This is a genomic window from Campylobacter concisus (genome assembly GCF_002092845.1).
GTDB lineage: Bacteria > Campylobacterota > Campylobacteria > Campylobacterales > Campylobacteraceae > Campylobacter_A > Campylobacter_A concisus_AQ.
In genome coordinates this window covers 47,201-68,320 of record NZ_LVXF01000002.1, presented here as the reverse complement: position 1 = coordinate 68,320, position 21,120 = coordinate 47,201, and the positions used below count along the sequence as shown (strand labels likewise).

The following is a 21,120-nucleotide window of genomic DNA, read 5'->3' as shown; positions in this document are numbered from 1 at the left end:
TTTACAACCTGTCCTTTTTTGATCTTGCCATTTGGAAGAGCTTTTTTTACAGAGCAAACTATTATATCGCCAAGTGTAGCGTATCTTCTTTTACTACCGCCAAGAACTTTTATACACATTAACTCTTTTGCACCACTATTATCAGCAACTGCAAGTCTTGTAAAACTTTGAATCATTACTCAACTCCCTTTGCCAATACAGCTTTTAAGCGAAAATTCTTGCGAGCTGAAAGTGGTCTGCACTCGATCGCAACAACTGTATCGCCTGCTCTTGTCTCATTTTTCTCATCGTGAACTAAATACTTTTTAAAGCGTTTTACAAATTTATGGTATCTTGGGTGCATAACGCGTCTTTCTACCAAAATAGTAGCTGTTTTATCTCCAGCTTTTTGTAAAACAACACCTTGAATTTCTCTTTTTAATGCCATTTTACGCCCCTTGTCTTGTTGCACTAATTGCAGTGTTGATCTGAGCTATCTCTTTACGAACAGCACCAATCTCATTAGGGTTGCTTAACTGCATAGTTTTTAGCTTTTGTCTTAAAGTAAATAAAAGCACCTTTTTCTCTTTTAGCAACGCGTTTAATTCTGCAACGCTCTTATCTTTTAACTCAGTATATTTCATTTTCACTCTCTCGCGTTACAAATTTTGATTTGAAAGGAAGTTTGTGTAAAGCCAAAGTTAGAGCTTCACGAGCTAACTCTTCGCTAACACCAGCCATTTCAAATATTATACGACCAGGTTTGATATTCATAACCCACTCTTCAACTCCAGCCTTACCTTTACCCATACGAGTTTGTAGAGGTTTTTTAGTAAGTGGCTTATCAGGGAAAACCCTAATCCAAATTTTAGCCTGTCTTTTTACGTGACGAGTTAGAGCTTGACGAGCAGCTTCTATTTGGCGAGAATTTATTCTACCAGCTTCAACGGCCTTAAGTGCAAATTCGCCAGTTGCTAAAGATGCTCCACGAGTCGCATAACCACGGTTGCGACCTTTCATTTGCTTACGAAATTTCGTTCTTTTAGGCATCAACATAATTATTTACCTCTTCTTGCTCTACGTGTTTTCTTAGGTGCTTCTTCTTCAGTTTTCTCAGGCTGAACACCTTTTTGAAGAACCTCACCTTTAAAAATCCATACTTTAATACCTATGTTTCCATAAGTCGTATGAGCCTCAGCTACACCGTAATCTATCTTTGCTCTAAGAGTATGAAGCGGAACGCGACCTTCTAGATACCACTCGGTTCTTGCCATCTCAGCACCACCTAAACGACCAGCAACTGAAATTTTGATACCTTTAGCGCCTGATTTTTGAGCACCTTGGATAACTTTTTTCATAGCACGTCTAAATGCGACACGCTTTTCAAGTTGCATAGCTACGTTTTCAGCAGCAAGTTGAGCTGAAGCTTGAGCTTTTCTTTCTTCTTTGATATTTACATTTACTTCTTTGCCGATAAGTTTGCTAACTTCGTTCTTTAGGTTTTCAACATCTTGGCCTTTTTTGCCGATGATGATACCAGGACGAGCTGCAACTACGGTTACACGAAGTTTTTTAGCCGTTCTTTCTATTAAAATTTGGCTAATTCCTGCATAGTAAAGTTTTTTCTTTAAAAATGCACGAATTTTGTAATCTTCACCGATATTTTCAGGAAGACTTTGTTTGGTTGGAAACCATCTAGATTCCCAGTTGCGGTTAATTCCTAGTCTAAGACCTATTGGATTTACTTTTTGTCCCATATTATGCTTCCTTCTTTTCAGGTTTAGATACTTCTACCATTACATGAGAAGTAGGTTTGCGAATTTTGCTCGCTGTTCCTCTTGCTCTTGGTCTAAATCTCTTTAATACAGGACCAGCGTCAACGCGGCAACTAGTTACTACAACTTCTTCTGGCTCAAATCCGCCATTTGCTACTGCTGAGCTAATAGCGTTTGCTATAAATTTAGCACCACGATTTGGCATAAATTGCAAGCTTGCAAGCGCTAGCTCGGCATTCATGCCTTGAACTTCTCTTGCTATAAGTCTTGCTTTTGTAGGAGAAAGTCTTACGAATTTTATAATTGCTTTACTCATATTATCTCCCCTTACTTGCCGATTTTCTTTTGCACTGAGCCTTTGTGACCCTTAAATGTGCGTGTTGGAGCAAATTCGCCAAGTTTATAGCCTATATGATTTTCTGTAACATATACAGGAATAAAGCTCTTGCCATTATGAACGTTAAATGTTAGTCCAATCATTTCAGGTACAATCGTGCTACGTCTTGACCAAGTCTTGATTGGTTTGTTATCGTTTGCATTTTTTGCGGCAATAACTTTTTTCATTACATGATCATCTACGAAAGGACCTTTTTTGAGTGATCTTGCCATCTCTATTTTCCTTTCCTTCTTGAAATTATAAGCTTATCGCTAGCTTTTTTACGGCGAGTCTTAGCACCTTTAGTTGGTTTACCCCATGGAGTAACTGGGTGACGGCCTGAATTTTTCTTACCTTCACCACCACCGTGTGGGTGATCAACTGGGTTCATAGCAGAACCACGTGTTTGTGGGCGGATACCGCGGTGGCGATTACGTCCGGCCTTACCGATAGTAATGTTAGCCCAGTCTTCGTTACCAACTACACCAATACTTGCCATACACTCAGCTAGCACTTGTCTCATCTCGCCACTTGGCATTCTTAAGATGACATACTTCTCTTCTTTACCCATTAGCTGAGCATAACCACCAGCCGAACGAGCTATCTGAGCGCCTTTGCCAGGTTTTAGCTCTACGTTATGAACGATAGTACCAACTGGGATAAATCTTAGTTTCATAGCGTTACCTGGCTTAATATCTAGTGAGCCCTCATCGATAGATGCGATAACATCGCCAACATTTAGGCCATTTGGTCTAATGATATAGCGCTTTTCGCCATCTTTATAAGCTATAAGAGCGATACGGCAGTTTCTATTTGGATCGTATTCGATCGCTTCAACTTTACCTTCTATACCAAATTTACGACGTTTGAAGTCGATGATACGATAAAGTTTTTTTGCACCTGCCTCTTTATGTCTTGAAGTTATACGGCCATTGTTATTTCTACCGCCAGATGCAGGTAGTTTAACAAGCAAGCTTCTAACGCTTGGTTTAGCTGTTATATCTTCAGAGCTTAGTCCAGTGATATATCTGCGACTAGGTGTATATGGTTTATATGATTTTATAGCCATCTTACGCCTCCGTATTTTCTAGGCTTACGCCTTCAGGTAACTTAACGTAGAATTTCTTTATCTCGTCACGTTGGCCTGCTCTTCCTCTAAAACGCTTAACCTTGCCGCTAATTCTAAGTGAATTTACGCGAACAGGCGTTACTCCAAAATACTCTTGTAAAACCGCTTTTAAGCTGTTTTTTGTAACTCTTGGTGAAGTTTGGATAACAACAACGCCTTGTTCTTGAAGGCCTAGAGTTTTTTCTGTATAAATAATTGTTTTGATATCAGTTATATCCGCCATTTTAGCCCTCTTTTGTTATAGTTTTTAGTGCAGCTTTTTCAATAATAACCGAACTAAATGTAGAGACAAGATAAGCATTTACCTCATTTGCATCTACTACATAGCAGTTTGCTAAATTTCTAAAAGCAAGTAGTGTTTTATCGTCTAGTAAATCTTTAACGATAAGCGCGTCTTTTACTTTTAAATTTTTGATGATATTAGCTGCATCTTTTGTCTTTCCAGACTCGATTGAGATGCTATCTACTGCGAAAATTTTACCATCTTGTGCTTTTACTGCCAAAGCGTACTCAAGAGCTAGTCTTTTTTGTTTTTTATTGACTTTTTGAAAATAGTTTTTCTCGTTTGTTGGACCAAATGCAACTGCACCGCCTACCCAAACGTTAGTTCTAGTTGAACCCGCTCTTGCACCACCACGTCCTTTTTGTCTCCATGGTTTTTTACCACCACCGCTTACAAAAGCACGACTTTTAGTATGAGCCGTATTTGCTCTTATACCAGCAAGGTAAGATTTTACATAAAGATATAGGTTGTGCGGATTTACTTCAGCGTAGCTTGCAGGAAGCTCTAGCTCGCCTGAATTTTCAAATTTATCGTTTAATACGTGAATTTTACTCATTTTACAATCCTTATTTTACCCATTGCACCATTGTGACCAGGAACGCAACCTTTTACAACTACGATGCCATTTTGAGCGTCAAAGCTTATTAGCTCGTTTTTAACAGTAACTTTCTCATTACCCATGTGTCCTGCCATTTTCATACCTGGTTGAACACGACCTGGCCATTCGCAGTTACCAATTGAACCGTGGCGTCTGTGGAAACGTGAGCCGTGGCTTTTTGGACCACCACCAAAACCATGTCTTTTTACCACGCCTTGGTAGCCTCTACCTTTTGAGTTAAAGCTAACTTTTAAAATTTTAGCCTCATTTAATGGTGTAAAGTCTAGGTTTCCAACTTCGCTATTAGCTACTTCAAGCGTAGCAAATTTGTTAAATTCTGCAGTCAGATTGTATTTCTTTTGCTGACCAGCTATAGCTTTGTTGTTTGCTTTAGTGTGGGCATACGCTACGATAGCACGTTTGTTTTCGTCGATCTCACATACCTTAGCCTCAACTAGCTTAAGTAGTGTAACTGGCGTACTCTTCGTGGCAATCGTTCTACTCATGCCTATTTTTTCTACAATATATTCCATACTCTTATCCTTTGGTCCGCTTATTTCATCGCACGAACTTCGACATTAACTTCTGGAGCTAGGTCGAGTTTTGTTAGGCTATCTACAGTTTCTGGAGTAGCAGCTACGATGTCAAGCATACGAGCGTGTATTCTCATCTCAAACTGCTCACGTGAGTCTTTGTTGATGTGTGGAGATTTTAAGACTGTATAGCGTTTGATCTTTGTAGGCATTGGTACCGGGCCACGAACGTCGGCACCTGTTCGTTTGACAGCTTCTACGATTGCTGCAACAGTGCGGTCTAGAACTCTATGGTCGTAAGCTTTTAGCTTTAACCTGATTCTTTCCATGTGTTTTCCTTTAAAAAGAACTTGTCGCAAACTCGCGACCTCTTTACATCAAAATAACTCGCATAGGATCAAGCGATCGTACGAGCAAAGACGCTTGTCTTTTCGTAAAGAGAACGCGATTTTACAAAAAAGCTATTATAGTTGTCAAGAAAAACGCTATTTTTTGATGAATTTTGATTAATTATTTCCTTTTAATAAGGAAGATATAAAATTTAAAAAGATAAGATTCCAAGAAATTAAAATTTTAAAGAGAAAAGATGCCGATCTTTAATACAAAATTCTTATTAACTCAAGAACAAGATGAGGAAAAGCTTAAGAAGCGTTATATAAATTTGCAAATATATCAGGCAAAAGCTAGCGACATTAAGAGCTTCAAAGAAGAGAAATTTCAAACGCAGTTTCTAAAAGATATCTTTGAAAACTGCCTTGGCTACACTTTGGACACTACTAATCCTACAAATTTCAATCTTGAGCGTGAGAAAAAGAACGAAACTGACGGCAAAAAGGCAGACGGGGCGATACTGATAAATAGCGAAGTTAGATGCGTGATCGAGCTAAAAGATCAGACTACACAGCATCTTGATAAAACTCCGTCCAACCGCGAGCTTAGCCCAGTAGATCAAGCCTTTCGCTACTTTATCTCGCATGAAAATGCCAAATATGTCGTTGTTTCAAATTTTAATGAACTGCGTTTTTACATCGGCAATAAAACAACATTTGAAAAATTTGACCTTTTTACAGCAAGCTTTGACGAGTTTAAAAGACTTCATTTACTGCTTAGCTTTGAGAGCATTAGCACGGATCTGCCGCTAAAGCTAAAAGAGAAATTTGCCACTCACGAGCGTGAAATTTCAAACAAATTTTATAAAGACTTTAGCGCATTTAGGCTCACTCTTTTTAAAAATATTTGCAAAAACAATGCTAGTGATAAAAATAGGCTTTTAAGCCTAACTCAAAAACTATGTGATAGGTTTGTCTTTATACTATTTGCCGAAGACCGCGGACTACTAAGACTTCGCACGATAGCCGAGATAAAAGATAAATTTCAAAACCAAGTTACCGAGCTTAGTTTTTATGACTTTTACAAAATTTACTTTAAAGCCATCGATGAAGGCAGTGAGCGCCTTGATATCAAACGCTACAATGGCGGACTTTTTGCCACAGATACTGAGCTTGATGGGCTAAAGATAGACGATAGCGTGCTTGAAGCGCAGTTTTTAAGCGACTATGACTTTTTAAGCGACATCGGTGTAAATATCCTGGGACATATCTTTGAAAGCTCGCTAAACGACCTTGAAGAGCTAAATGCGCAAATAAATGGCAATGAATTTGATGCCAAACAGAGCAAACGTAAAAAAGATGGCATATTTTATACGCCAGAGTTTATAACAGAATTTATAGTTGAAAATTCGCTTGGTGCGCTTTGTAAAGTCAAAAAAGATGAGCTAGGGCTTGATCTAAATGAGCTATTAGCACCAAAAAATCCCAAAAAATTAACCAAAGCAGAAAGTGAGATCAAAGATAAAATTTATGCTTACCGCGAGTGGCTTTTATCTCTTAAAATACTTGATCCAGCTTGTGGCTCTGGTACGTTTTTAAACCAAGCCTTAGAATTTCTCATTAGTGAGCATGGCGCATTAGACACTTACCGCAAAGTATATGAGGGTGAGGGCTTGGGACTTTACGATATAGAAAGCACTATTTTAGAAAATAACCTTTACGGCGTAGATATAAATGCCGATGCAGTCGAGATCGCCAGACTATCTCTTTGGCTCCGCACAGCTGCAAAAGGACGAGTTTTAACAGATCTTAGTAAAAATTTAGTAGCTGCAAACTCGCTTTTAGAATTTCCTTTTGACTTTAAATTTGATGTCGTTATCGGCAATCCTCCCTATGTCAGACAAGAGGCGATAAAAGAGCAAAAGCCAGCTCTACAAAAATATAAAGTTTATAGCGGCACGGCTGATTTGTTTGTCTATTTTTATGAGCTTGGCATTACGCATCTAAAAGAAAATGGACTTTTAGGTTTTATATGTTCAAACAAATTTTTCCGTGCCAGCTATGGTGAAAATTTACGTAAATTTATACTAGAAAATACGCAAATAACACATATTATCGATTTTACTGGGGTTAAAGTTTTTGAAGATGCGAGCGTAGATAGTGCGGTTACTATTTTTAGAAAAATAAGAGCCGGTGGAAATTCAAAATTTAATTTCCTGGCTTCAAGCACCATAAATTTAAAAACACAAAAATTTATCCAAATACCACAATCCACACTAAACGAAACAAATTTCACTTTCCTTGATAAGAGCAAATTTGAGCTAAAAAATAAAATCGAAAAAGTCGCAAAGCCATTGAAAGATTGGGATGTGAATATTTATCGTGGAATTTTAACTGGATTAAACGAAGCTTTCATTATTGATAGCGACACTCGTGATAAAATTTTAAATAACTGCGTTGGAGAAGAAAGAGAACAGATACAAAAGCTCATTAGACCGATCTTACGAGGTCGAGATATAAAGCGTTATGACTATGAGTGGGCTGGGCTGTGGCTCATTTGCACATTTCCGGCGTTAAAGATAGATATCGAAAATTTCCCAAGTCTTAAGGGATATTTACAAACTTTCTTGCCTTATATAGCACAAAGTAGCGAAACCATAAATGGTAAAAAATGCCGCAAAAAAACATCAAATAAATGGTTTGAGACGCAAGATAACATCGCTTATTATGAGGAATTTGAAAAAGAGAAAATTTTATGTGCAAGAATGGTGCAAAGCCCTAAATTTGCTTACGATATAAATAATAATATTCCAGACAATACTGCATATTGCATAACTGGCGAAAATCTAAAATTTTTATTAGCCTTTTTAAATTCAACAGCTGTTTATAAAATTTTCAACTTTTTCTATGCTGGAGGCGGACTTGAAGGCGAAATAAAAATAAATCGCTTAGAGATTTTACCTATTCCCCAAATTACGCCACAAAATGAAAATTTATCAAACGGGATAATAAATTTGGTCGATGAAATTTTAAAAGCCAATGAAAAAATCAAGCTTTACGAGAAGCATATGCCTACTTTAACTCTTGATGAAAAGCTAGAAGCCAAAGAAAATATCGACACGCTAAACGACAAAATCAAGGCAAGTGACGAAAAAATAGACAAATTTGTTTTTGAGCTTTATGAGCTAACGAGCGATGAGATCGCACTTATAACGGGGGGGGGAATTGACGGTATAACAAAAATTTACATATACATCTTACAAAGGGGAGAAAATGAACCAATTAGAGCTTTATTACAATCAGCCGCTTAAATCAAGTAAATTTATCCCCAGAAAATACGAAATCATCTCGCCAAAAACGCTTATAATAGGCGCCATTTCAAGTGGCAAAACAGCCCTTGTTTATGAGTTTTTGAGCCATTATAAAAGCGAGGAGAGACTTTATGTAAATTTAGACGATCTAAGGATAGACAGAGCCTTGCTTTTAGCAAATTTGAAAGAATTTTTAGAAAAAAATGCCCAGATAAAGGTTCTTGCAGTTGAAAATTTACAAGCTGCTGACCTTGCAGATTTAGACTTTTTAAAGGGCGCAACACTTGAAAATATCATCCTTACAAGTAAGGAATTTTCACTCACGATTGACGGCTTTGCTCGTATAAATTTAAAATATCTCGATTACGAGGAATTTATACTATTTTTTAAGAAAAATTTGGACCAAGACCTGCTTTTTAGCTACTTTTTGGCTCACGGCAACGAGATAGCAAGTGCCTTTTTAGACTCCAGCGAGGTCACAGCGCACCTGCAACAGCTTTTAAAATCAAATTTAAGCGAGCAAAGCATTGCCATTTTAAAAGAATGTGCTCCAAAATGCCACGATGTGCTTAGTACTTTTGGTATCTACAAAAACCTAAAAGGGCAGATGAAAATCTCAAAAGATAGTGTCTATAACGCGGTAACCAACCTTAATGAAAATGGCTTTATAGAATTAGTACCAAATTTAGATGAGAGCAGTACGAGCAAAAAGCTATACTTTACAAATTTTGCACTTCGTAACGCTTTATACCTAAAAAAGGACTTTTTGGCCGTCTTTGCAAATGTCGTTTTTTGCGAGTTGCTTAAATTTAAAGATGAAATTTACTACACAAAAGAGATTGATTTCTTCCTTAACAAAAGGAAGATAGCGATCATTTGTGTGCCGTTTTCTGCGCCAGAGATCATCTTTTTAAAATTTAAAAAACTCCACGCAAGCTTAAAAGAGCTGGGTGTAAGTAAGCTTCAGATAATTAGCGTCGCAAACCAAGCTGAGCTTAGCTTTGAGGGCATAAAATGCGAAATTTTGCCATTTTCTAGGTGGAGTCTAGGTTTATAAATTTAAACCTTTATTTGATTATTGTTTTAAAAGCTTAAAGTAAAGAAGCTATAATCAAAAAAACTATGAAGGACGGACATGAGAGCATTTATTGGGATTTTTATACTTATAGTAAGCCTATTTGGCTATGAGATAAATCACGAAAACTGGGCAAAATTTTATAAATTTATTGGTGAGGCAAATGGTATAAAATTTGAAGTTTATATGAACTATTTTAAAGATGAATTTGAAAATTTTAAGCAAAGTAAGAGCTTTAAAGTGCCGGCTAAGATAAGCGGACATATCTTTTTTGATGGTACAAAATACGACTATGAAAAAGGTAATCTTGAGCAAAATAGTAGTGAAATTTCATCGCTAAATGCTGTATCTGATAAGATAAATTTAGATGTTAAAAATGAAAATGGAGAGCTAAAGGGCAAAATAATCGTTAAAAACAAAGCCTATAATGCGACTATTAAAAAAGAAAAAGAGTATGAAATGCTAAATATTGGCATCCAAATGACCGAAGCAAATGGCACGAGATACGAAGCTATAATTAACGATATATTTGCCAAAGAATCGGCTAAAAAAAATAAAAATAAATTACTCTCGACACTTTATGACCTAAAAAGTGAGCGTAAAAAATGGCCGAATAACCAATTTGAGAGCCTAGATAACATCTACTATATAAATGACAAAATAAAAAGCATCTGCACCTATAAAAACAACAAAACTAGTTGCGATGTCGTCTTACTTAAAACCAACAAAAAGCTAAAGTTAAAGCAGATTTTTAAAGATATGAACGACCCTCATCTAAAAGCAATCCTCGCAACAGCAGGCGTTAGCGAAAATTTTGTACTTTCGCCACTTGGGCTTACCTTTTTAAATGAAGAGCAAATTAGCGTGCCACTTGATGAGCTAAGACCTTACTTTAGCGAGGATATCGGACTTTAATGGCAAAAATTTGTGGCATAGATGAGGCTGGACGTGGGGCTTTAGCTGGGCCTTTAAGCGTAGCGGCCTGCGTGCTTAATAAAGAAATTTCAGGTCTAAACGACTCCAAAAAACTAACTGCAAAAAAGCGTGAGGAGCTTTTTAAAGAGATCATAAAAAGCTCAAATTTTCTCATCATCTACTTCTCAAATGCGCAAATAGACGAACTTGGGCTAAGTGAGTGTTTAAGACGAGCGCTCAAACTTTTTAAGGCGCATTTTAAGGACTTTGAGATCATTTATGATGGAAATTTAGACTATGGCGTTGGTATCACAACGATGATAAAAGCTGATAGCAAAGTCGCTGGGGTAAGCGCTGCTAGCATATTAGCAAAGGTTAGCCGCGATAGTTTAATGAAAGGCTGGGATAAAATTTACTCAAAGTATGGCTTTGCTTGGCACAAAGGATACGGCACAAAGGCGCATTTAGATGCCATTGTCAAGTTTGGCTATTCAAGCCTTCATAGAAAAAGCTTTGTAGTAAAATCTTTTGAAAAATCTCTATTTGACTAAGATTAATTATCTAAGCATCAAATAGATGCTTAGATAAAGCCTTTTTTAATGGCAGCCACAACCGCAACCACCGCTACTTTTAATAGCATCAAATACAGCATCGTAGTTTGGCTCTTCTGTCACTTCAGGGACGATTTGTTTGTGAATTATTACGCCATCATTGATGACAAATACCGCTCTTGCAAGTAGTCCTTTTAGTGGACCATCGCTCATTAAAACGCCATAGTTTTTAGCAAATTCTCCGTATCTAAAGTCGCTTCCGACACGTAAATTTTCTATGCCTTCAGTCGTGCAAAATCTCCCCATCGCAAATGGCAAATCATTTGAGATGATGCTAAGTTTTACACCATGTTTGCCAGCTACTTTTTCGTTAAATTTACGAGCCTCTGCTGCGCAAACGCCAGTATCAAGTGATGGCAAGCAAACAAGTACTTCTACGCCATTATTTCCGCCTACACTAAACTCGCTAAGATCTTGTGCTACGACTTTTGCTTCAGGCGCATAAGAGCCTACAAAGACCTCGTTTCCACTTAAATTTACCTCACTACCTTTAAATTTTGTAGTTGCCATATCTATCTCCTTTATTATTTTTTTGCTTTTTTAAATGCTTGATCAAGATCCGCTATTAGATCATCAGCGTTTTCGATACCGATTGCTAAACGAAGCAAGTTTTGCTTTATGCCGATCTTATCTAGCACCTCTTTTGGATATGCCTCATGTGTCATAGTCGCAGGCCTGCAGATAAGGCTTTCTACGCCACCAAGGCTCACTGCTAGATCAAAAATTTCTAGCGATTTTACAAATTTATTTACATCATATTTTTCATCGAGCTCAAATGAGATAAGTGCACCGATGTCGCTTGCTTGAGCCGCTTGCATTTTTGCCTCTTGCTCGCTATATGAGCCAGCAAAATGCACCACGCTAACTGCGTCATTATTTTGTAAAAATTTGATTATTTTATGCGTATTTTGCGTTTGTCTATCAAACCTAACGCTAAGCGTTTTAAGCCCACGTATTAGGTAGTATGCATCCATAGGGCTGATGATGCCACCAAGCGTGTTTTTAGCAAATTTTATCTTTTCGGCCAAAGCATCATCGTTTAGTGTGACGATACCAGCGATCACATCAGCGTGTCCGCCGATATACTTTGTAGCGCTATAGACCACGATATCAGCTCCATAATCAAGCACTCTTTGATAATAAGGCGTTAAAAATGTGTTATCCACGATGACTAGAGCGCCCTTTTTGTGAGCGATCTTTGAAATTCTAGCGATATCTGTCACTCTTAAGAGAGGATTTGATGGAGTTTCAATAAATATCGCTGCTACATCGTCACTTATATCATCTTCACTTAAAAAATTTAGATCATCTATAAATTCGCTCTTTATGCCGTGGCTTTCAAAGACGGTTGTGACATATCTATAAGTGCCACCATAGACGTTACTATTTAGTAGGACCTTTTGCCCAGTTTTTATAAGGCTAAGTGCGGCTGCTGTTGCTGCCATGCCCGAACCAAAGCTAAATGCGTATTTACTGCCTTCAACTTTTGCAAAGATTTCATCAAATGCTTTTTTGGTTGGGTTGCTACCACGCGAATATGCAAATTCTTGAAAATTTTCAAGATCATCTTGCACGAAGGTGCTAGCCAAAAATACAGGCGGAACGACCGCTTTGTTTGGGTTGTTTTTAGCTTCGATGCCTTTTACGATGAGAGTGTCTAGTTTCATAAATTTCCTTTTTAAAAATTTACGAAATTTTACATGATAAAGATTAATTTTCCCCAAACCCACCCAAAATATAGCCAAACCAGTAAGTGGTAGTAAAAGTGCTTTTTAAATTTGCATTTGTAAGATTGCTAAGACTAAATTTAAGCTTTTGCCTGGTCTTCGCAAGCCGCCAATGTATGGTTTTTTACTCGCTTTTGGCTAAATTTTTACCATAAATTTTACTCTACTAGATCAACCGACCAGTTTGCCTCTTGTAGCTTCATATCTAGCTCTCTGATCTCTTTGGATAGCTCGTCTATTTGCTTTTGGAGCGTGGCCACATCAACACTACTTAAAATTTTTATCTCGCTATTTGAGTAAAGATCGACCTTTTGGCTTGCACTTTTGGCAAAATCCCTAAGCACGCTTGCTTTTTGGCTTAGCGTATCTTTTTTAGCGATCATTTCAGTTAGACTCGCGCCTTCAAATTTTGCACTTGAGTTTGTTAAATTTATAGCCAAGATCAGTCTAAATAGCTCATCGCTTAGCCTATCAAGCTCTTTTAAAAGAAGCTTTGGATCTTCGCTAGGTCTTTCATTTTCTTGCATTTTTGCATTATCGAGCAACCTACCTTTTAGCTGCTCTAAACGTTTTTGTGTATCGGCTCTTAAAATGAGAGCCTGAGCTAATTTCATCATTTTTCCTTTTGAAATATTAAATTGAGAGAAAATTTCAAATTATATTAGTATCTTTTGGGTTATAATTGATTTAAAATTTTATTTTAAGGAAAAGCTATGAAGTACGATTTTGATACGCTTATTAGCAGAGATGGCACCAACTCATCGAAGTGGCGAATGAAAAACGATATTTTGCCAATGTGGGTTGCTGATATGGATTTTAAGGCTGCACCTGAAATTTTAAATGCCCTACAAAAGCGTCTTGATAATGGCGTCTTTGGCTACTCATTTATTCCAAAAGAGTGGAACGAAGCGATTAAAGGCTGGTGGAAGAGGCGTCATGATGTTAGCTTTGAAAACGATTGGATGTGCTTTTGTACTGGCGTTATACCAGCGATTTCTACTGCGATTAGAAGATTTAGCAATCCAGGAGATCAAATTTTAGTTCAAGCTCCCGTCTATCACGTATTTTTTAACTGCATCAAAAATAATGGCCGTGAAATTTTATCAAACGACCTTGTCTATAAAAATGGCTCTTACGAGATCGATTTTGACGACCTCGAGGCAAAGCTAGCTCAGCCGCTAACAACTATGATGCTTCTTTGTAATCCTCACAATCCAATAGGAAAAATTTGGGACAAAGAGACGCTTAAAAAGATAGGCGAGCTTTGCTATAAGCATGATGTTTTGGTTATCAGCGATGAGATCCACTGCGACATAACTGATCCTGGGCTAAGCTACGTGCCATTTATCAGCGTTAGCGAAGAGTGCAAAAATAACTCAATCACATGCGTCTCACCTACAAAAGCCTTTAATATAGCTGGACTTCAAAGCTCAGCCATCGTCACGCCAAATGAACAGATACGTGCCAGAATAAATGCAGCTGTAAATTATGATGAGATAGGTGAGGCAAACGCATTTGCAATAACTGCGACAATAGCGGCATTTAACGATAGTCAAACATGGCTTGATGAGCTTAGGGATTATCTCTTTGAAAACAAAAAAATCGTTATAAATTTCATAAAAGAGCAAAATTTGCCAGTAAAACTTCTGCCTTCAAATGCGACCTATCTTTTGTGGCTTGATTGCAGCGCGTTTTGCGAGGATTCGAGCAAATTTATGAATTTCTTGCGTGATAAAGCTGGACTTTGGCTAAATGATGGCAATGCTTACAGGGGAGATAGATTTTTCCTTCGTATGAATATCGCAACCCAGCGCGAGAGAGTGCTTGAAGGACTAAAACGCTTACAAAATGGTATAAATTTATACACTTCAAAAAGATAAATTGAGTAAATTTGGCAAGGTGGCTTTGAAATTTAAAGCTACTCCTGCCTGATATTAATACAGCTCGGGGCATTTTTGAAGCAGTAAATATTGCCCCCACTTTTTTGAATATTGTGGCGGTTTGAATCTTAAAACCAAAATATTTCACTCTCACTTTTGTAAATTAAATAGAATGCTGCTTGGTTGCAATAGAGCAAGCTATAAATCTAACTTTTGCCATTTTTCTATTTCATCAGCACGCGTTAGAGTGCCAAAAGAGTACCATGGGCACTTGGGAGTTATTTTAAAGTTGCAAAACGCATTCTTTTTTAAACATTAACGTGGCTTTGGCTCATAAATTTAGCAGTGGCTTTAAAATTCTCAACAAAGTAGAATTTGAGATTGAGATAGCTCACACTGGCTTTAAATTTAAGAAAAATTGTTTGCTAAAATAAAATTTTGAGCTATTTTTGAAGTTGCACTTTCTTTTAAAACAAGATAGTTTTTACTGATAAATTTGATGATTTTAAAAATTTAGATAAAAGTAGAAATTTAAAGGCGGGAAAGTCCCGCCAGATATTATTTATGAAGTTCTTTTGTGTAAAACTCAACTGAGCCAAGGCCTTCCTTTAGTGCCCACTCGTAAGCTTTGCTTACAAATTCCCAGTTTATGTTCTCATAAAATGTCTCTAGGTATTTTGGGCGAGCGTTGAAGTTGTCGATGTAGTAAGCGTGCTCCCAAACATCAACGACTAGAAGTGGCACTTCTCCATCACTCACTGGAGTTTTTGCATTGCTAGTTTGTACGATCTCTAGCTTTTTGCTGCTTGGATCAAATACAAGCCACGCCCAGCCTGAGCCAAAAAGCGTTGTGGCTGCTTTTAAAAATTCCTCTTTGAAATTAGCGAAATTTGCTTCGATCGCAGCTTTTAGCTCGCTTGACATCTCGCTTTTTTTAGCGATGCAGTCCCAGTAAAAGTCGTGGTTATAAACTTGAGCAACGTTGTTGTAAAGGCCACCTTCGCTATTTTTTAGAATTTCATAAAATGATGCGTCAGCAAATTTTGTATCTTTTATAAGATTGTTTAAATTTGCTACGTAAGTTGCATGATGCTTGCCGTAGTGGTATTCACAGGTTTTTGCGCTAACTACTGCATTGCTATTTGCATCAAATGGAAGTTTTCTAAGTTCAAACATAATAATTCCTTAATAATAAAATTTGTTGTTTCGTATTATAGCCATAAAAAATTAATAAACAAAAATCTTTTAAATTTAGCCGCAAAATATAGGCTAAATTTAAGCAAGACTAAACTTACATTTTTTTGGCGGGCTTTTAAACTTATAGAAAAGAAAATTTAGAGCAAAATATTCCGTGCATTTGTTTAAATGGATTCAAAAATTTATTAAAAGTAAAAATAAAATAAATTTTATGTGTAAAAAAGTAACAAGTATACTTTAAAAGTTTAGTTATTGAAAAACTATAAAAATTTTTCAAAAATATAATTTAGCTTTTAAGAGCACATTTGTTACTAAAATACACATATAAAAATAAATAGCTGTGAATTTACGAAACAAAATTTCTAAATTTTTATTTTTGAAATTTATAATGCGTTTAACAAAACCATTACAAAGGATAAAAGATGAAATTATTACAAGCTTTACTTTTCACTTGTGCCATCAGTGGCTTAGCATTTGGTGCTGATAAGGTCTATACGATCAAATTTGCTCACGTTGTTGCAGCTTCTACACCAAAAGGCAAGGCAGCTGACTTTTTTGCTAAACGTGCTGAAGAGCTAAGTGGCGGTAAATTAAAAGTTCAAGTCTTTCCATCAGCGCAGCTACTTGACGACGATAGAGTTTTTGGTGCGTTAAAGCTTGGCAATGTTCAAATGGCAGCTCCAAGTTTTTCTAAATTTACACCTATCGTGCCACAGTTTCAGCTCTTTGACCTGCCTTTCATCTTTAAAGACGCAGAGCACCTTCATAAGGTCCAAGACGGCGAGGTCGGCGAGGAGCTAAAAGCCCTTGTTACAAAAAAAGGCTTTGTGGCGCTTGATTATTGGGATGCTGGATTTAAGCACTTTAGCTCAAGCAAAAAGCCAGTTCTTGTGCCAGAAGATGCAAAAGGACAAAAATTTAGAATCCAAAGCTCAAAGGTACTTGAAGAACAGATCAAAGTAGTTGGTGGTAATCCACAAGTTCTACCATTTTCAGAAGTTTACTCTGCACTTCAACAAGGCGTAGTTGATGCGACAGAAAACCCACTTTCAAATTTCTATAACTCAAAATTTCATGAAGTTCAAAGCTCGCTTACACTTTCAAGTCACGGATATTTGGGCTATTTAGTCGTTATGAGTGATAAATTTTGGAGTAAGCTACCAGATGATCTAAAAGCAAATGTAAAACAAGCCCTAAGCGAAGCAACAGCTTTTGAGAGAGAAGAGACAGCAAAAGAGGACGCTCACGTCATAGCTGAGCTTGAAAAATACATCGCTGCTAGTAAAAAACTAGAAATTTATAAGATCGATGATACACAAAAGGCTGAGTGGCAGAAGGTTATGCAGTCAATCTATCCTAAATTTTACGATGTTATCGGTAAAGACCTCATAGAAAAGACTCTTGGGACAAAATAATGAAGAGCTTTTTTAATGTCCTTGATATAGCGATAGCCTCACTAAATAAAACTATCGCAGTAGTTGGGCTCGCAAGTGGAACATTGCTAGCCTTTGCAAATGTTATGGCTAGATATTTTTTCGATAAAAGCTGGTCTTGGGCGAGCGAGCTATCAAACTATCTTTTTATCTGGTCGGCGTTTTTTGCCGCGGCATACGGCTTTAATAAGGGCATTCACGTCAGTGTGACTATTTTGGTGGAAAAATTTCCACCAGCCCTTGCAAAAGCATGTTTAATCTTTTCTCATGTGCTAACCACTGTATTTTTGTTATTTATCGCAGTTTATTCGATTGATTATCTACAAATTCTTCACGAGATCGAGCAGATGATAATAGACCTTGGCATACCACAATGGGTACCTATGGTAGTGCTTCCAATAGCCTTCGTTACAGCTAGCTACCGCTCAACCGAAAAAGCCATAAAAGTAGCTCTAACGCCTGCTGAAAATGTCGTAAGCAACGAAGCACATGAGCTAGCTCATGGTAGCGTAGTCAAAGATTAAGGAGAAAAAAGATGACAATAGCATTTTTATTTATCCTACTTTTTGCACTGATGCTAATAGGCGTGCCAGTTGCTGTTTCGCTAGGCACAAGCACCGTTTTAACGATGATATTTTTTACAGATATCGACATCGCTACGATCCCGCAGCTAATTTTTGATGGTATCAATAAATTTTCGCTAATGGCGATACCAATGTTTATCTTGGCCGGAAATTTATTAAGCAAAGGTGGTTCAGCAAGGCGTATTATCGACTTTGCAAAGTCTATGGTCGGACACTTGCCAGGCGGCTTGCCTATGAGTGCAATATTTGCCTGCATCATCTTTGCAGCGGTCTCTGGAAGCTCGCCTGCAACGGTTGTGGCTATTGGCTCAATTATGTTTGCAGCGATAAAAGAGGCTGGCTATCCAAAAGAGTATGCAGTGGGCGGCATAACTACGGCTGGTTCGCTTGGAATTTTGATCCCACCTTCAGTTGTTATGATAGTTTATGGTGTAACAGCAGAGGTAAGTATTGGCAAGCTCTTTATGGCAGGCGTTGTACCCGGTCTTATGCTTGGAGCTTTTATGCTAGTTCAAACTTATGTCGGTGCAAAAAAGCTTGGATTTAAAGCGACTAAAGCTGAGCCATTTAAAGTAAGAGTGCAGAAATTTGCCAAAGCATTTTGGGCGCTTTTGATCGTTGTCGTGGTCATCGGCGGAATTTATGGTGGAATTTTTACTCCAACTGAAGCTGCTGCGGCAAGTGCGGTCTATGCGCTATTTATCTCACTTTTTATCTATAGAGATATAAGGATAAAAGATCTTTGGGATATCTGCCTAGACTCAGCCCTTACAACAGCTATGATATTTTTCATCATCGCAAACGCCGTTGTTTTTGCATATTTGCTAACTAGCGAGCAAATCCCTCAAGCTATCGCTTCGATGATACTTGACGCGAATATCGGTATGATAGGATTTTTGATATTTGTAAATATCTTGCTCTTTATCATGGGTCAGTTTATGGAGCCTTCAAGCGTTATCATGATCATGGTGCCACTATTGCTTCCGATTTCAACGCAACTTGGCATAGATCCGATACATTTTGGCATTATCTTAGTTGTAAATATGGAGATAGGTATGGTGACTCCGCCTGTTGGACTAAATTTATTTGTTGCAAGCGGTCTTACAAATATGAATCTAAAAGAGGTCATCATGGCATGCTTGCCGTGGACACTTACTTTATTCTTTGGCCTTATCTTGGTTACTTATATACCACAAATTTCTCTTTGGTTGCCAAACATAATGTATGGACATTAAAATTTAGAGGCTCTTGCCTCTAAATTTATGCTTTTGGATCGTAATCCGCACTCATAACGATATTTTTACCACTTCGCTTACCAGCATAAAGTAGATTATCAGCTTGTTTTATCATCTTTTCCAAGCTAAATTCTCCCGTGCCATCATGAGCAACTACTCCAAAAGTCATAGTTGCGTTGATCTTTATGTTTTCAAACTCAACTATATTTTTACTCAAAGTCTCTCTAACACGCTCTACGATACTTACAGCTGCGTCTTTTTTTACGCCCAAGACGACTGCTAAAAATTCTTCTCCGCCAAATCTAGCTACTCTATCTTTATCTCTAAATGTGTTTTTAAATATACCTGATAAGCTTTTTAAAACAGCATCTCCTGCACCGTGTCCATAGGTATCGTTTATCTTTTTAAAGTTATCGATATCGCACATAACGATAGCAAAGTCCCTATTTTTATAAAGATCGTTTTGACTTAAAATTTTCTGCATCGAAGTACGATTTAAAAGTCCTGTTAATGGATCGTGATTTAAGATATTTTCAGCCATCTCTTTTTCCTCTAAGATACTTAAAAATATAAATAAATTTGAGCTCTCCAAAAGGTACGAAACAACAACCGAAAATACACAAACCATACTTAAGTTAAAAACAAAAAGTAGATCTTTAAAGCTATCAAAATCTTTTACAGGCTGGCCATCTAAATATATATAGCAGACTATGGATAAAATTATTTGCGTTGCAACTATTATGTAGTTAAAAAATTTATAGGTAAATGAAGTAAAAAATAGTATTAGCGACGATGCTAAAAACAATAATCCAAATCCGTATCCCCATCCAAGTGTCAGCATACAAACTAATGCATGAAATAAAATTTCTAGCTGGACTATTACCATTGTTATCTTGTTATTTTCAGGGCTATCGTAAATAAGCCTTAAAAGAAAAAGATAGGTTGCTACTGAAAATACATTCGTAACCGCTAGAATTTCTTCTTTCATAAATAAAAAGATAAAAAAATAACAGACGTGAGTTAATAATATTGAAAATATGATAATTTTTTGAGCCGTATAGAGTGAAATTCTACGCATCCGAGCCCTTTTTTAAAATTTCTAATTCGATGCGGTCTTTGCCATTTTGCTTGCCTTCGTAAAGCAGCTTATCTACTAAAGTTATGGCTTGCTCAAAATCCACCTCAATACCATTTGCACATATTAGCATGCCAAAGGTCATAGTAACTGGAGTTTTATCTGGAAGTTTTGCATTGTTTATCTGTTTTTTAAGCCTTTTGCTTACTTCGTGGATAAATTCTATCTTTGTATCGGGCAAGATTATCAAAAATTCTTCTCCGCCCCAGCGGCAAACATAGTCTTTGCCTCTAAATGATTTCTTTAAAGCACTGGCTACATCTTTTAAGACCTCATCACCGCAGTCATGCCCGTATGTATCGTTTATTTTTTTAAAATTATCAATATCGCCTAACATTATGACTAAATTTGTGTTACCACTTCTTTCCTTGTTGGCAATTAGTTCAAATCTTAAAGTTTTTTCTATTGTTCTTCTATTTAAAAGACCAGTTAAAAAATCATGCTTTGAGTCCTTTTCAAGCTCTTCCGTCTCTTTTCTTATTTGCTGATATCCACTAGAAGTGATAACATCTGCAAACATTGAAAGTCTTAAAACAATAAAAAAAGCAAAAACAATACTACACACAACTATCGCCCCTCGTATAGCAGATGGGATCAGCGGCGCCTCATCTTTATGAATAAAATAAAGAAGTATAAGCAAGATTAATTCTAAAAATGCCATTATATAAGTAAGGCTCTTTGAATCAAACGCTAGGAAGTAGTTTATAAAAATTACACCAACAAGTATTATCCAAATTCCAGTATTCCAACCCATAGTAGTAACAATAATAGTAACAAGTAATATGATATTTAGGTGAAATGCAAGGGATATTAATACTCTATATTTTATGTCAAATTTTATTCTAAGCAATATGCCAGCTGCTATAAATAATAAGCACATAAAAAGTAGTGGTGTAGCTATGATCATAAAAAGCAACAAAGATAGTGCATTTGCAGCTATCATAACGTCTAATATCGTTTTATAGATATCATCGATCGCTTTATAACTACTTTGATCTACAAAATCGTGTGTCAA

Annotated in this window: 26 protein-coding genes; 8 read left to right on the top strand and 18 right to left on the bottom strand. The window is 36.9% G+C overall.

What is annotated here, in order from left to right:
* From A3854_RS01690 to rpsJ, 12 genes are all read right to left on the bottom strand, one after another.
* Positions 1-176: uL14 family ribosomal protein (locus A3854_RS01690; protein ID WP_180378630.1), on the bottom strand; the 176-nt coding region annotated here is incomplete at its 3' end.
* On the bottom strand, positions 176-427 hold the full coding sequence (gene rpsQ, locus A3854_RS01685) for a 30S ribosomal protein S17 (RefSeq protein WP_021091107.1): 252 nt from the start codon (positions 425-427) through the stop codon (positions 176-178). The genes A3854_RS01690 and rpsQ, both read right to left, overlap by 1 nt.
* A 1-nt stretch (position 428) precedes the next feature.
* The gene (gene rpmC / locus A3854_RS01680) at positions 429-623 is read right to left on the bottom strand and encodes a 50S ribosomal protein L29 (protein ID WP_084041049.1); all 195 of its coding nucleotides are present in this window, start codon (positions 621-623) and stop codon (positions 429-431) included.
* Positions 610-1,035 (bottom strand): 50S ribosomal protein L16, encoded by a 426-nt coding sequence (gene rplP, locus A3854_RS01675; RefSeq protein WP_021091116.1) that lies wholly within the window; start codon positions 1,033-1,035, stop codon positions 610-612. The genes rpmC and rplP overlap by 14 nt, the downstream gene beginning before the upstream one ends.
* Positions 1,036-1,037: 2 nt before the next feature.
* Complete coding sequence (rpsC, locus tag A3854_RS01670; protein WP_002941650.1) at positions 1,038-1,736, bottom strand: 30S ribosomal protein S3; 699 nt, start codon at positions 1,734-1,736, stop codon at positions 1,038-1,040.
* Between the two features lies 1 nt (position 1,737).
* On the bottom strand, positions 1,738-2,070 hold the full coding sequence (rplV, locus tag A3854_RS01665) for a 50S ribosomal protein L22 (RefSeq protein ID WP_009295259.1): 333 nt from the start codon (positions 2,068-2,070) through the stop codon (positions 1,738-1,740).
* Between the two features lie 11 nt (positions 2,071-2,081).
* Positions 2,082-2,363: a 30S ribosomal protein S19 gene (gene rpsS / locus A3854_RS01660; RefSeq protein WP_002941639.1), complete on the bottom strand. Its 282-nt coding sequence runs from the start codon at positions 2,361-2,363 to the stop codon at positions 2,082-2,084.
* 2 nt (positions 2,364-2,365) lie between these two features.
* Positions 2,366-3,199 (bottom strand): 50S ribosomal protein L2, encoded by an 834-nt coding sequence (rplB, locus tag A3854_RS01655; RefSeq protein WP_084041048.1) that lies wholly within the window; start codon positions 3,197-3,199, stop codon positions 2,366-2,368.
* A 1-nt stretch (position 3,200) separates the two neighbouring features.
* A complete protein-coding gene (locus A3854_RS01650) occupies positions 3,201-3,482 on the bottom strand; it encodes a 50S ribosomal protein L23 (protein WP_002941535.1) in 282 nt (93 codons plus the stop codon).
* A gap of 1 nt (position 3,483) precedes the next feature.
* Positions 3,484-4,098 (bottom strand): 50S ribosomal protein L4, encoded by a 615-nt coding sequence (rplD, locus tag A3854_RS01645; protein ID WP_021092445.1) that lies wholly within the window; start codon positions 4,096-4,098, stop codon positions 3,484-3,486.
* On the bottom strand, positions 4,095-4,673 hold the full coding sequence (gene rplC, locus A3854_RS01640) for a 50S ribosomal protein L3 (protein WP_002941563.1): 579 nt from the start codon (positions 4,671-4,673) through the stop codon (positions 4,095-4,097). The genes rplD and rplC overlap by 4 nt, the downstream gene beginning before the upstream one ends.
* A gap of 20 nt (positions 4,674-4,693) precedes the next feature.
* A complete protein-coding gene (rpsJ, locus tag A3854_RS01635; protein ID WP_009295257.1) occupies positions 4,694-5,002 on the bottom strand; it encodes a 30S ribosomal protein S10 in 309 nt (102 codons plus the stop codon).
* A gap of 257 nt (positions 5,003-5,259) precedes the next feature.
* Here rpsJ and A3854_RS01630 point away from each other — a divergent pair, with 257 nt between their 5' ends.
* From A3854_RS01630 to A3854_RS01615, 4 genes are all read left to right on the top strand, one after another.
* The gene (locus tag A3854_RS01630) at positions 5,260-8,313 is read left to right on the top strand and encodes an Eco57I restriction-modification methylase domain-containing protein (RefSeq protein WP_084041047.1); all 3,054 of its coding nucleotides are present in this window, start codon (positions 5,260-5,262) and stop codon (positions 8,311-8,313) included.
* Positions 8,276-9,370 carry an ATP-binding protein gene (locus A3854_RS01625; RefSeq protein WP_084041046.1) on the top strand — a complete coding sequence of 365 codons (1,095 nt, stop codon included), beginning with the start codon at positions 8,276-8,278 and terminating at the stop codon, positions 9,368-9,370. Before A3854_RS01630 ends, A3854_RS01625 begins: the two co-directional genes overlap by 38 nt.
* Positions 9,371-9,448: 78 nt before the next feature.
* Complete coding sequence (locus A3854_RS01620; protein WP_084041045.1) at positions 9,449-10,303, top strand: S-adenosylmethionine tRNA ribosyltransferase; 855 nt, start codon at positions 9,449-9,451, stop codon at positions 10,301-10,303.
* Complete coding sequence (locus tag A3854_RS01615; protein ID WP_084041044.1) at positions 10,303-10,854, top strand: ribonuclease HII; 552 nt, start codon at positions 10,303-10,305, stop codon at positions 10,852-10,854. The genes A3854_RS01620 and A3854_RS01615 overlap by 1 nt, the downstream gene beginning before the upstream one ends.
* Positions 10,855-10,899: 45 nt before the next feature.
* Here the strand turns inward: A3854_RS01615 and tpx are convergent, their stop codons facing one another.
* The 3 genes from tpx to A3854_RS01600 all read right to left on the bottom strand — a co-directional run bounded on the left by tpx (position 10,900) and on the right by A3854_RS01600 (position 13,255).
* Positions 10,900-11,424 (bottom strand): thiol peroxidase, encoded by a 525-nt coding sequence (tpx, locus tag A3854_RS01610; protein ID WP_084041043.1) that lies wholly within the window; start codon positions 11,422-11,424, stop codon positions 10,900-10,902.
* A 14-nt stretch (positions 11,425-11,438) separates the two neighbouring features.
* On the bottom strand, positions 11,439-12,581 hold the full coding sequence (locus tag A3854_RS01605; protein WP_084041042.1) for a trans-sulfuration enzyme family protein: 1,143 nt from the start codon (positions 12,579-12,581) through the stop codon (positions 11,439-11,441).
* Positions 12,582-12,799: 218 nt separating this feature from the next.
* A complete protein-coding gene (locus tag A3854_RS01600) occupies positions 12,800-13,255 on the bottom strand; it encodes a DIP1984 family protein (RefSeq protein ID WP_084041041.1) in 456 nt (151 codons plus the stop codon).
* A 99-nt stretch (positions 13,256-13,354) separates the two neighbouring features.
* On the opposite strand from A3854_RS01600, the gene A3854_RS01595 reads away from it, so the two are divergent.
* On the top strand, positions 13,355-14,521 hold the full coding sequence (locus A3854_RS01595) for a MalY/PatB family protein (protein WP_084041040.1): 1,167 nt from the start codon (positions 13,355-13,357) through the stop codon (positions 14,519-14,521).
* 558 nt (positions 14,522-15,079) lie between these two features.
* Here the strand turns inward: A3854_RS01595 and sodB are convergent.
* Complete coding sequence (sodB, locus tag A3854_RS01590; protein WP_084041039.1) at positions 15,080-15,697, bottom strand: superoxide dismutase [Fe]; 618 nt, start codon at positions 15,695-15,697, stop codon at positions 15,080-15,082.
* A 443-nt stretch (positions 15,698-16,140) separates the two neighbouring features.
* Between sodB and A3854_RS01585 the strand changes: the two genes are divergently transcribed.
* The 3 genes from A3854_RS01585 to A3854_RS01575 are packed head-to-tail and all read left to right on the top strand — an operon-like array spanning position 16,141 to position 18,970.
* Complete coding sequence (locus A3854_RS01585; protein ID WP_084041038.1) at positions 16,141-17,133, top strand: DctP family TRAP transporter solute-binding subunit; 993 nt, start codon at positions 16,141-16,143, stop codon at positions 17,131-17,133.
* Positions 17,133-17,675 (top strand): TRAP transporter small permease, encoded by a 543-nt coding sequence (locus A3854_RS01580; RefSeq protein ID WP_084041037.1) that lies wholly within the window; start codon positions 17,133-17,135, stop codon positions 17,673-17,675. The genes A3854_RS01585 and A3854_RS01580 overlap by 1 nt, the downstream gene beginning before the upstream one ends.
* A gap of 11 nt (positions 17,676-17,686) precedes the next feature.
* Positions 17,687-18,970, top strand: coding sequence for a TRAP transporter large permease (locus A3854_RS01575; protein WP_084041036.1), 1,284 nt, complete (start codon positions 17,687-17,689; stop codon positions 18,968-18,970).
* A gap of 25 nt (positions 18,971-18,995) precedes the next feature.
* On the opposite strand, the gene A3854_RS01570 is transcribed toward A3854_RS01575, so the two are convergent.
* Complete coding sequence (locus A3854_RS01570; protein WP_084041035.1) at positions 18,996-20,048, bottom strand: GGDEF domain-containing protein; 1,053 nt, start codon at positions 20,046-20,048, stop codon at positions 18,996-18,998.
* On the bottom strand, positions 20,041-21,120 hold the full coding sequence (locus tag A3854_RS01565) for a GGDEF domain-containing protein (protein WP_257639853.1): 1,080 nt from the start codon (positions 21,118-21,120) through the stop codon (positions 20,041-20,043). Before A3854_RS01565 ends, A3854_RS01570 begins: the two co-directional genes overlap by 8 nt.

What these genes read in the sequence shown, in the direction of transcription:
- rplV (WP_009295259.1), bottom strand. Translation starts at nt 2,070, where the DNA reads ATGAGTAAAGCAATTATAAAATTCGTAAGACTTTCTCCTACAAAAGCA.
- rplC (WP_002941563.1), bottom strand. Translation starts at nt 4,673, where the DNA reads ATGGAATATATTGTAGAAAAAATAGGCATGAGTAGAACGATTGCCACG.
- rpsJ (WP_009295257.1), bottom strand. Translation starts at nt 5,002, where the DNA reads ATGGAAAGAATCAGGTTAAAGCTAAAAGCTTACGACCATAGAGTTCTA.
- sodB (WP_084041039.1), bottom strand. Translation starts at nt 15,697, where the DNA reads ATGTTTGAACTTAGAAAACTTCCATTTGATGCAAATAGCAATGCAGTA.
- A3854_RS01595 (WP_084041040.1), top strand. Translation starts at nt 13,355, where the DNA reads ATGAAGTACGATTTTGATACGCTTATTAGCAGAGATGGCACCAACTCA.
- rplP (WP_021091116.1), bottom strand. Translation starts at nt 1,035, where the DNA reads ATGTTGATGCCTAAAAGAACGAAATTTCGTAAGCAAATGAAAGGTCGC.
- A3854_RS01605 (WP_084041042.1), bottom strand. Translation starts at nt 12,581, where the DNA reads ATGAAACTAGACACTCTCATCGTAAAAGGCATCGAAGCTAAAAACAAC.
- A3854_RS01575 (WP_084041036.1), top strand. Translation starts at nt 17,687, where the DNA reads ATGACAATAGCATTTTTATTTATCCTACTTTTTGCACTGATGCTAATA.
- tpx (WP_084041043.1), bottom strand. Translation starts at nt 11,424, where the DNA reads ATGGCAACTACAAAATTTAAAGGTAGTGAGGTAAATTTAAGTGGAAAC.
- A3854_RS01570 (WP_084041035.1), bottom strand. Translation starts at nt 20,048, where the DNA reads ATGCGTAGAATTTCACTCTATACGGCTCAAAAAATTATCATATTTTCA.
- A3854_RS01585 (WP_084041038.1), top strand. Translation starts at nt 16,141, where the DNA reads ATGAAATTATTACAAGCTTTACTTTTCACTTGTGCCATCAGTGGCTTA.
- A3854_RS01630 (WP_084041047.1), top strand. Translation starts at nt 5,260, where the DNA reads ATGCCGATCTTTAATACAAAATTCTTATTAACTCAAGAACAAGATGAG.
- A3854_RS01580 (WP_084041037.1), top strand. Translation starts at nt 17,133, where the DNA reads ATGAAGAGCTTTTTTAATGTCCTTGATATAGCGATAGCCTCACTAAAT.
- rpsC (WP_002941650.1), bottom strand. Translation starts at nt 1,736, where the DNA reads ATGGGACAAAAAGTAAATCCAATAGGTCTTAGACTAGGAATTAACCGC.
- A3854_RS01625 (WP_084041046.1), top strand. Translation starts at nt 8,276, where the DNA reads ATGAACCAATTAGAGCTTTATTACAATCAGCCGCTTAAATCAAGTAAA.
- A3854_RS01600 (WP_084041041.1), bottom strand. Translation starts at nt 13,255, where the DNA reads ATGAAATTAGCTCAGGCTCTCATTTTAAGAGCCGATACACAAAAACGT.
- rpmC (WP_084041049.1), bottom strand. Translation starts at nt 623, where the DNA reads ATGAAATATACTGAGTTAAAAGATAAGAGCGTTGCAGAATTAAACGCG.
- A3854_RS01620 (WP_084041045.1), top strand. Translation starts at nt 9,449, where the DNA reads ATGAGAGCATTTATTGGGATTTTTATACTTATAGTAAGCCTATTTGGC.
- rplD (WP_021092445.1), bottom strand. Translation starts at nt 4,098, where the DNA reads ATGAGTAAAATTCACGTATTAAACGATAAATTTGAAAATTCAGGCGAG.
- A3854_RS01650 (WP_002941535.1), bottom strand. Translation starts at nt 3,482, where the DNA reads ATGGCGGATATAACTGATATCAAAACAATTATTTATACAGAAAAAACT.
- A3854_RS01615 (WP_084041044.1), top strand. Translation starts at nt 10,303, where the DNA reads ATGGCAAAAATTTGTGGCATAGATGAGGCTGGACGTGGGGCTTTAGCT.
- rpsS (WP_002941639.1), bottom strand. Translation starts at nt 2,363, where the DNA reads ATGGCAAGATCACTCAAAAAAGGTCCTTTCGTAGATGATCATGTAATG.
- rpsQ (WP_021091107.1), bottom strand. Translation starts at nt 427, where the DNA reads ATGGCATTAAAAAGAGAAATTCAAGGTGTTGTTTTACAAAAAGCTGGA.
- rplB (WP_084041048.1), bottom strand. Translation starts at nt 3,199, where the DNA reads ATGGCTATAAAATCATATAAACCATATACACCTAGTCGCAGATATATC.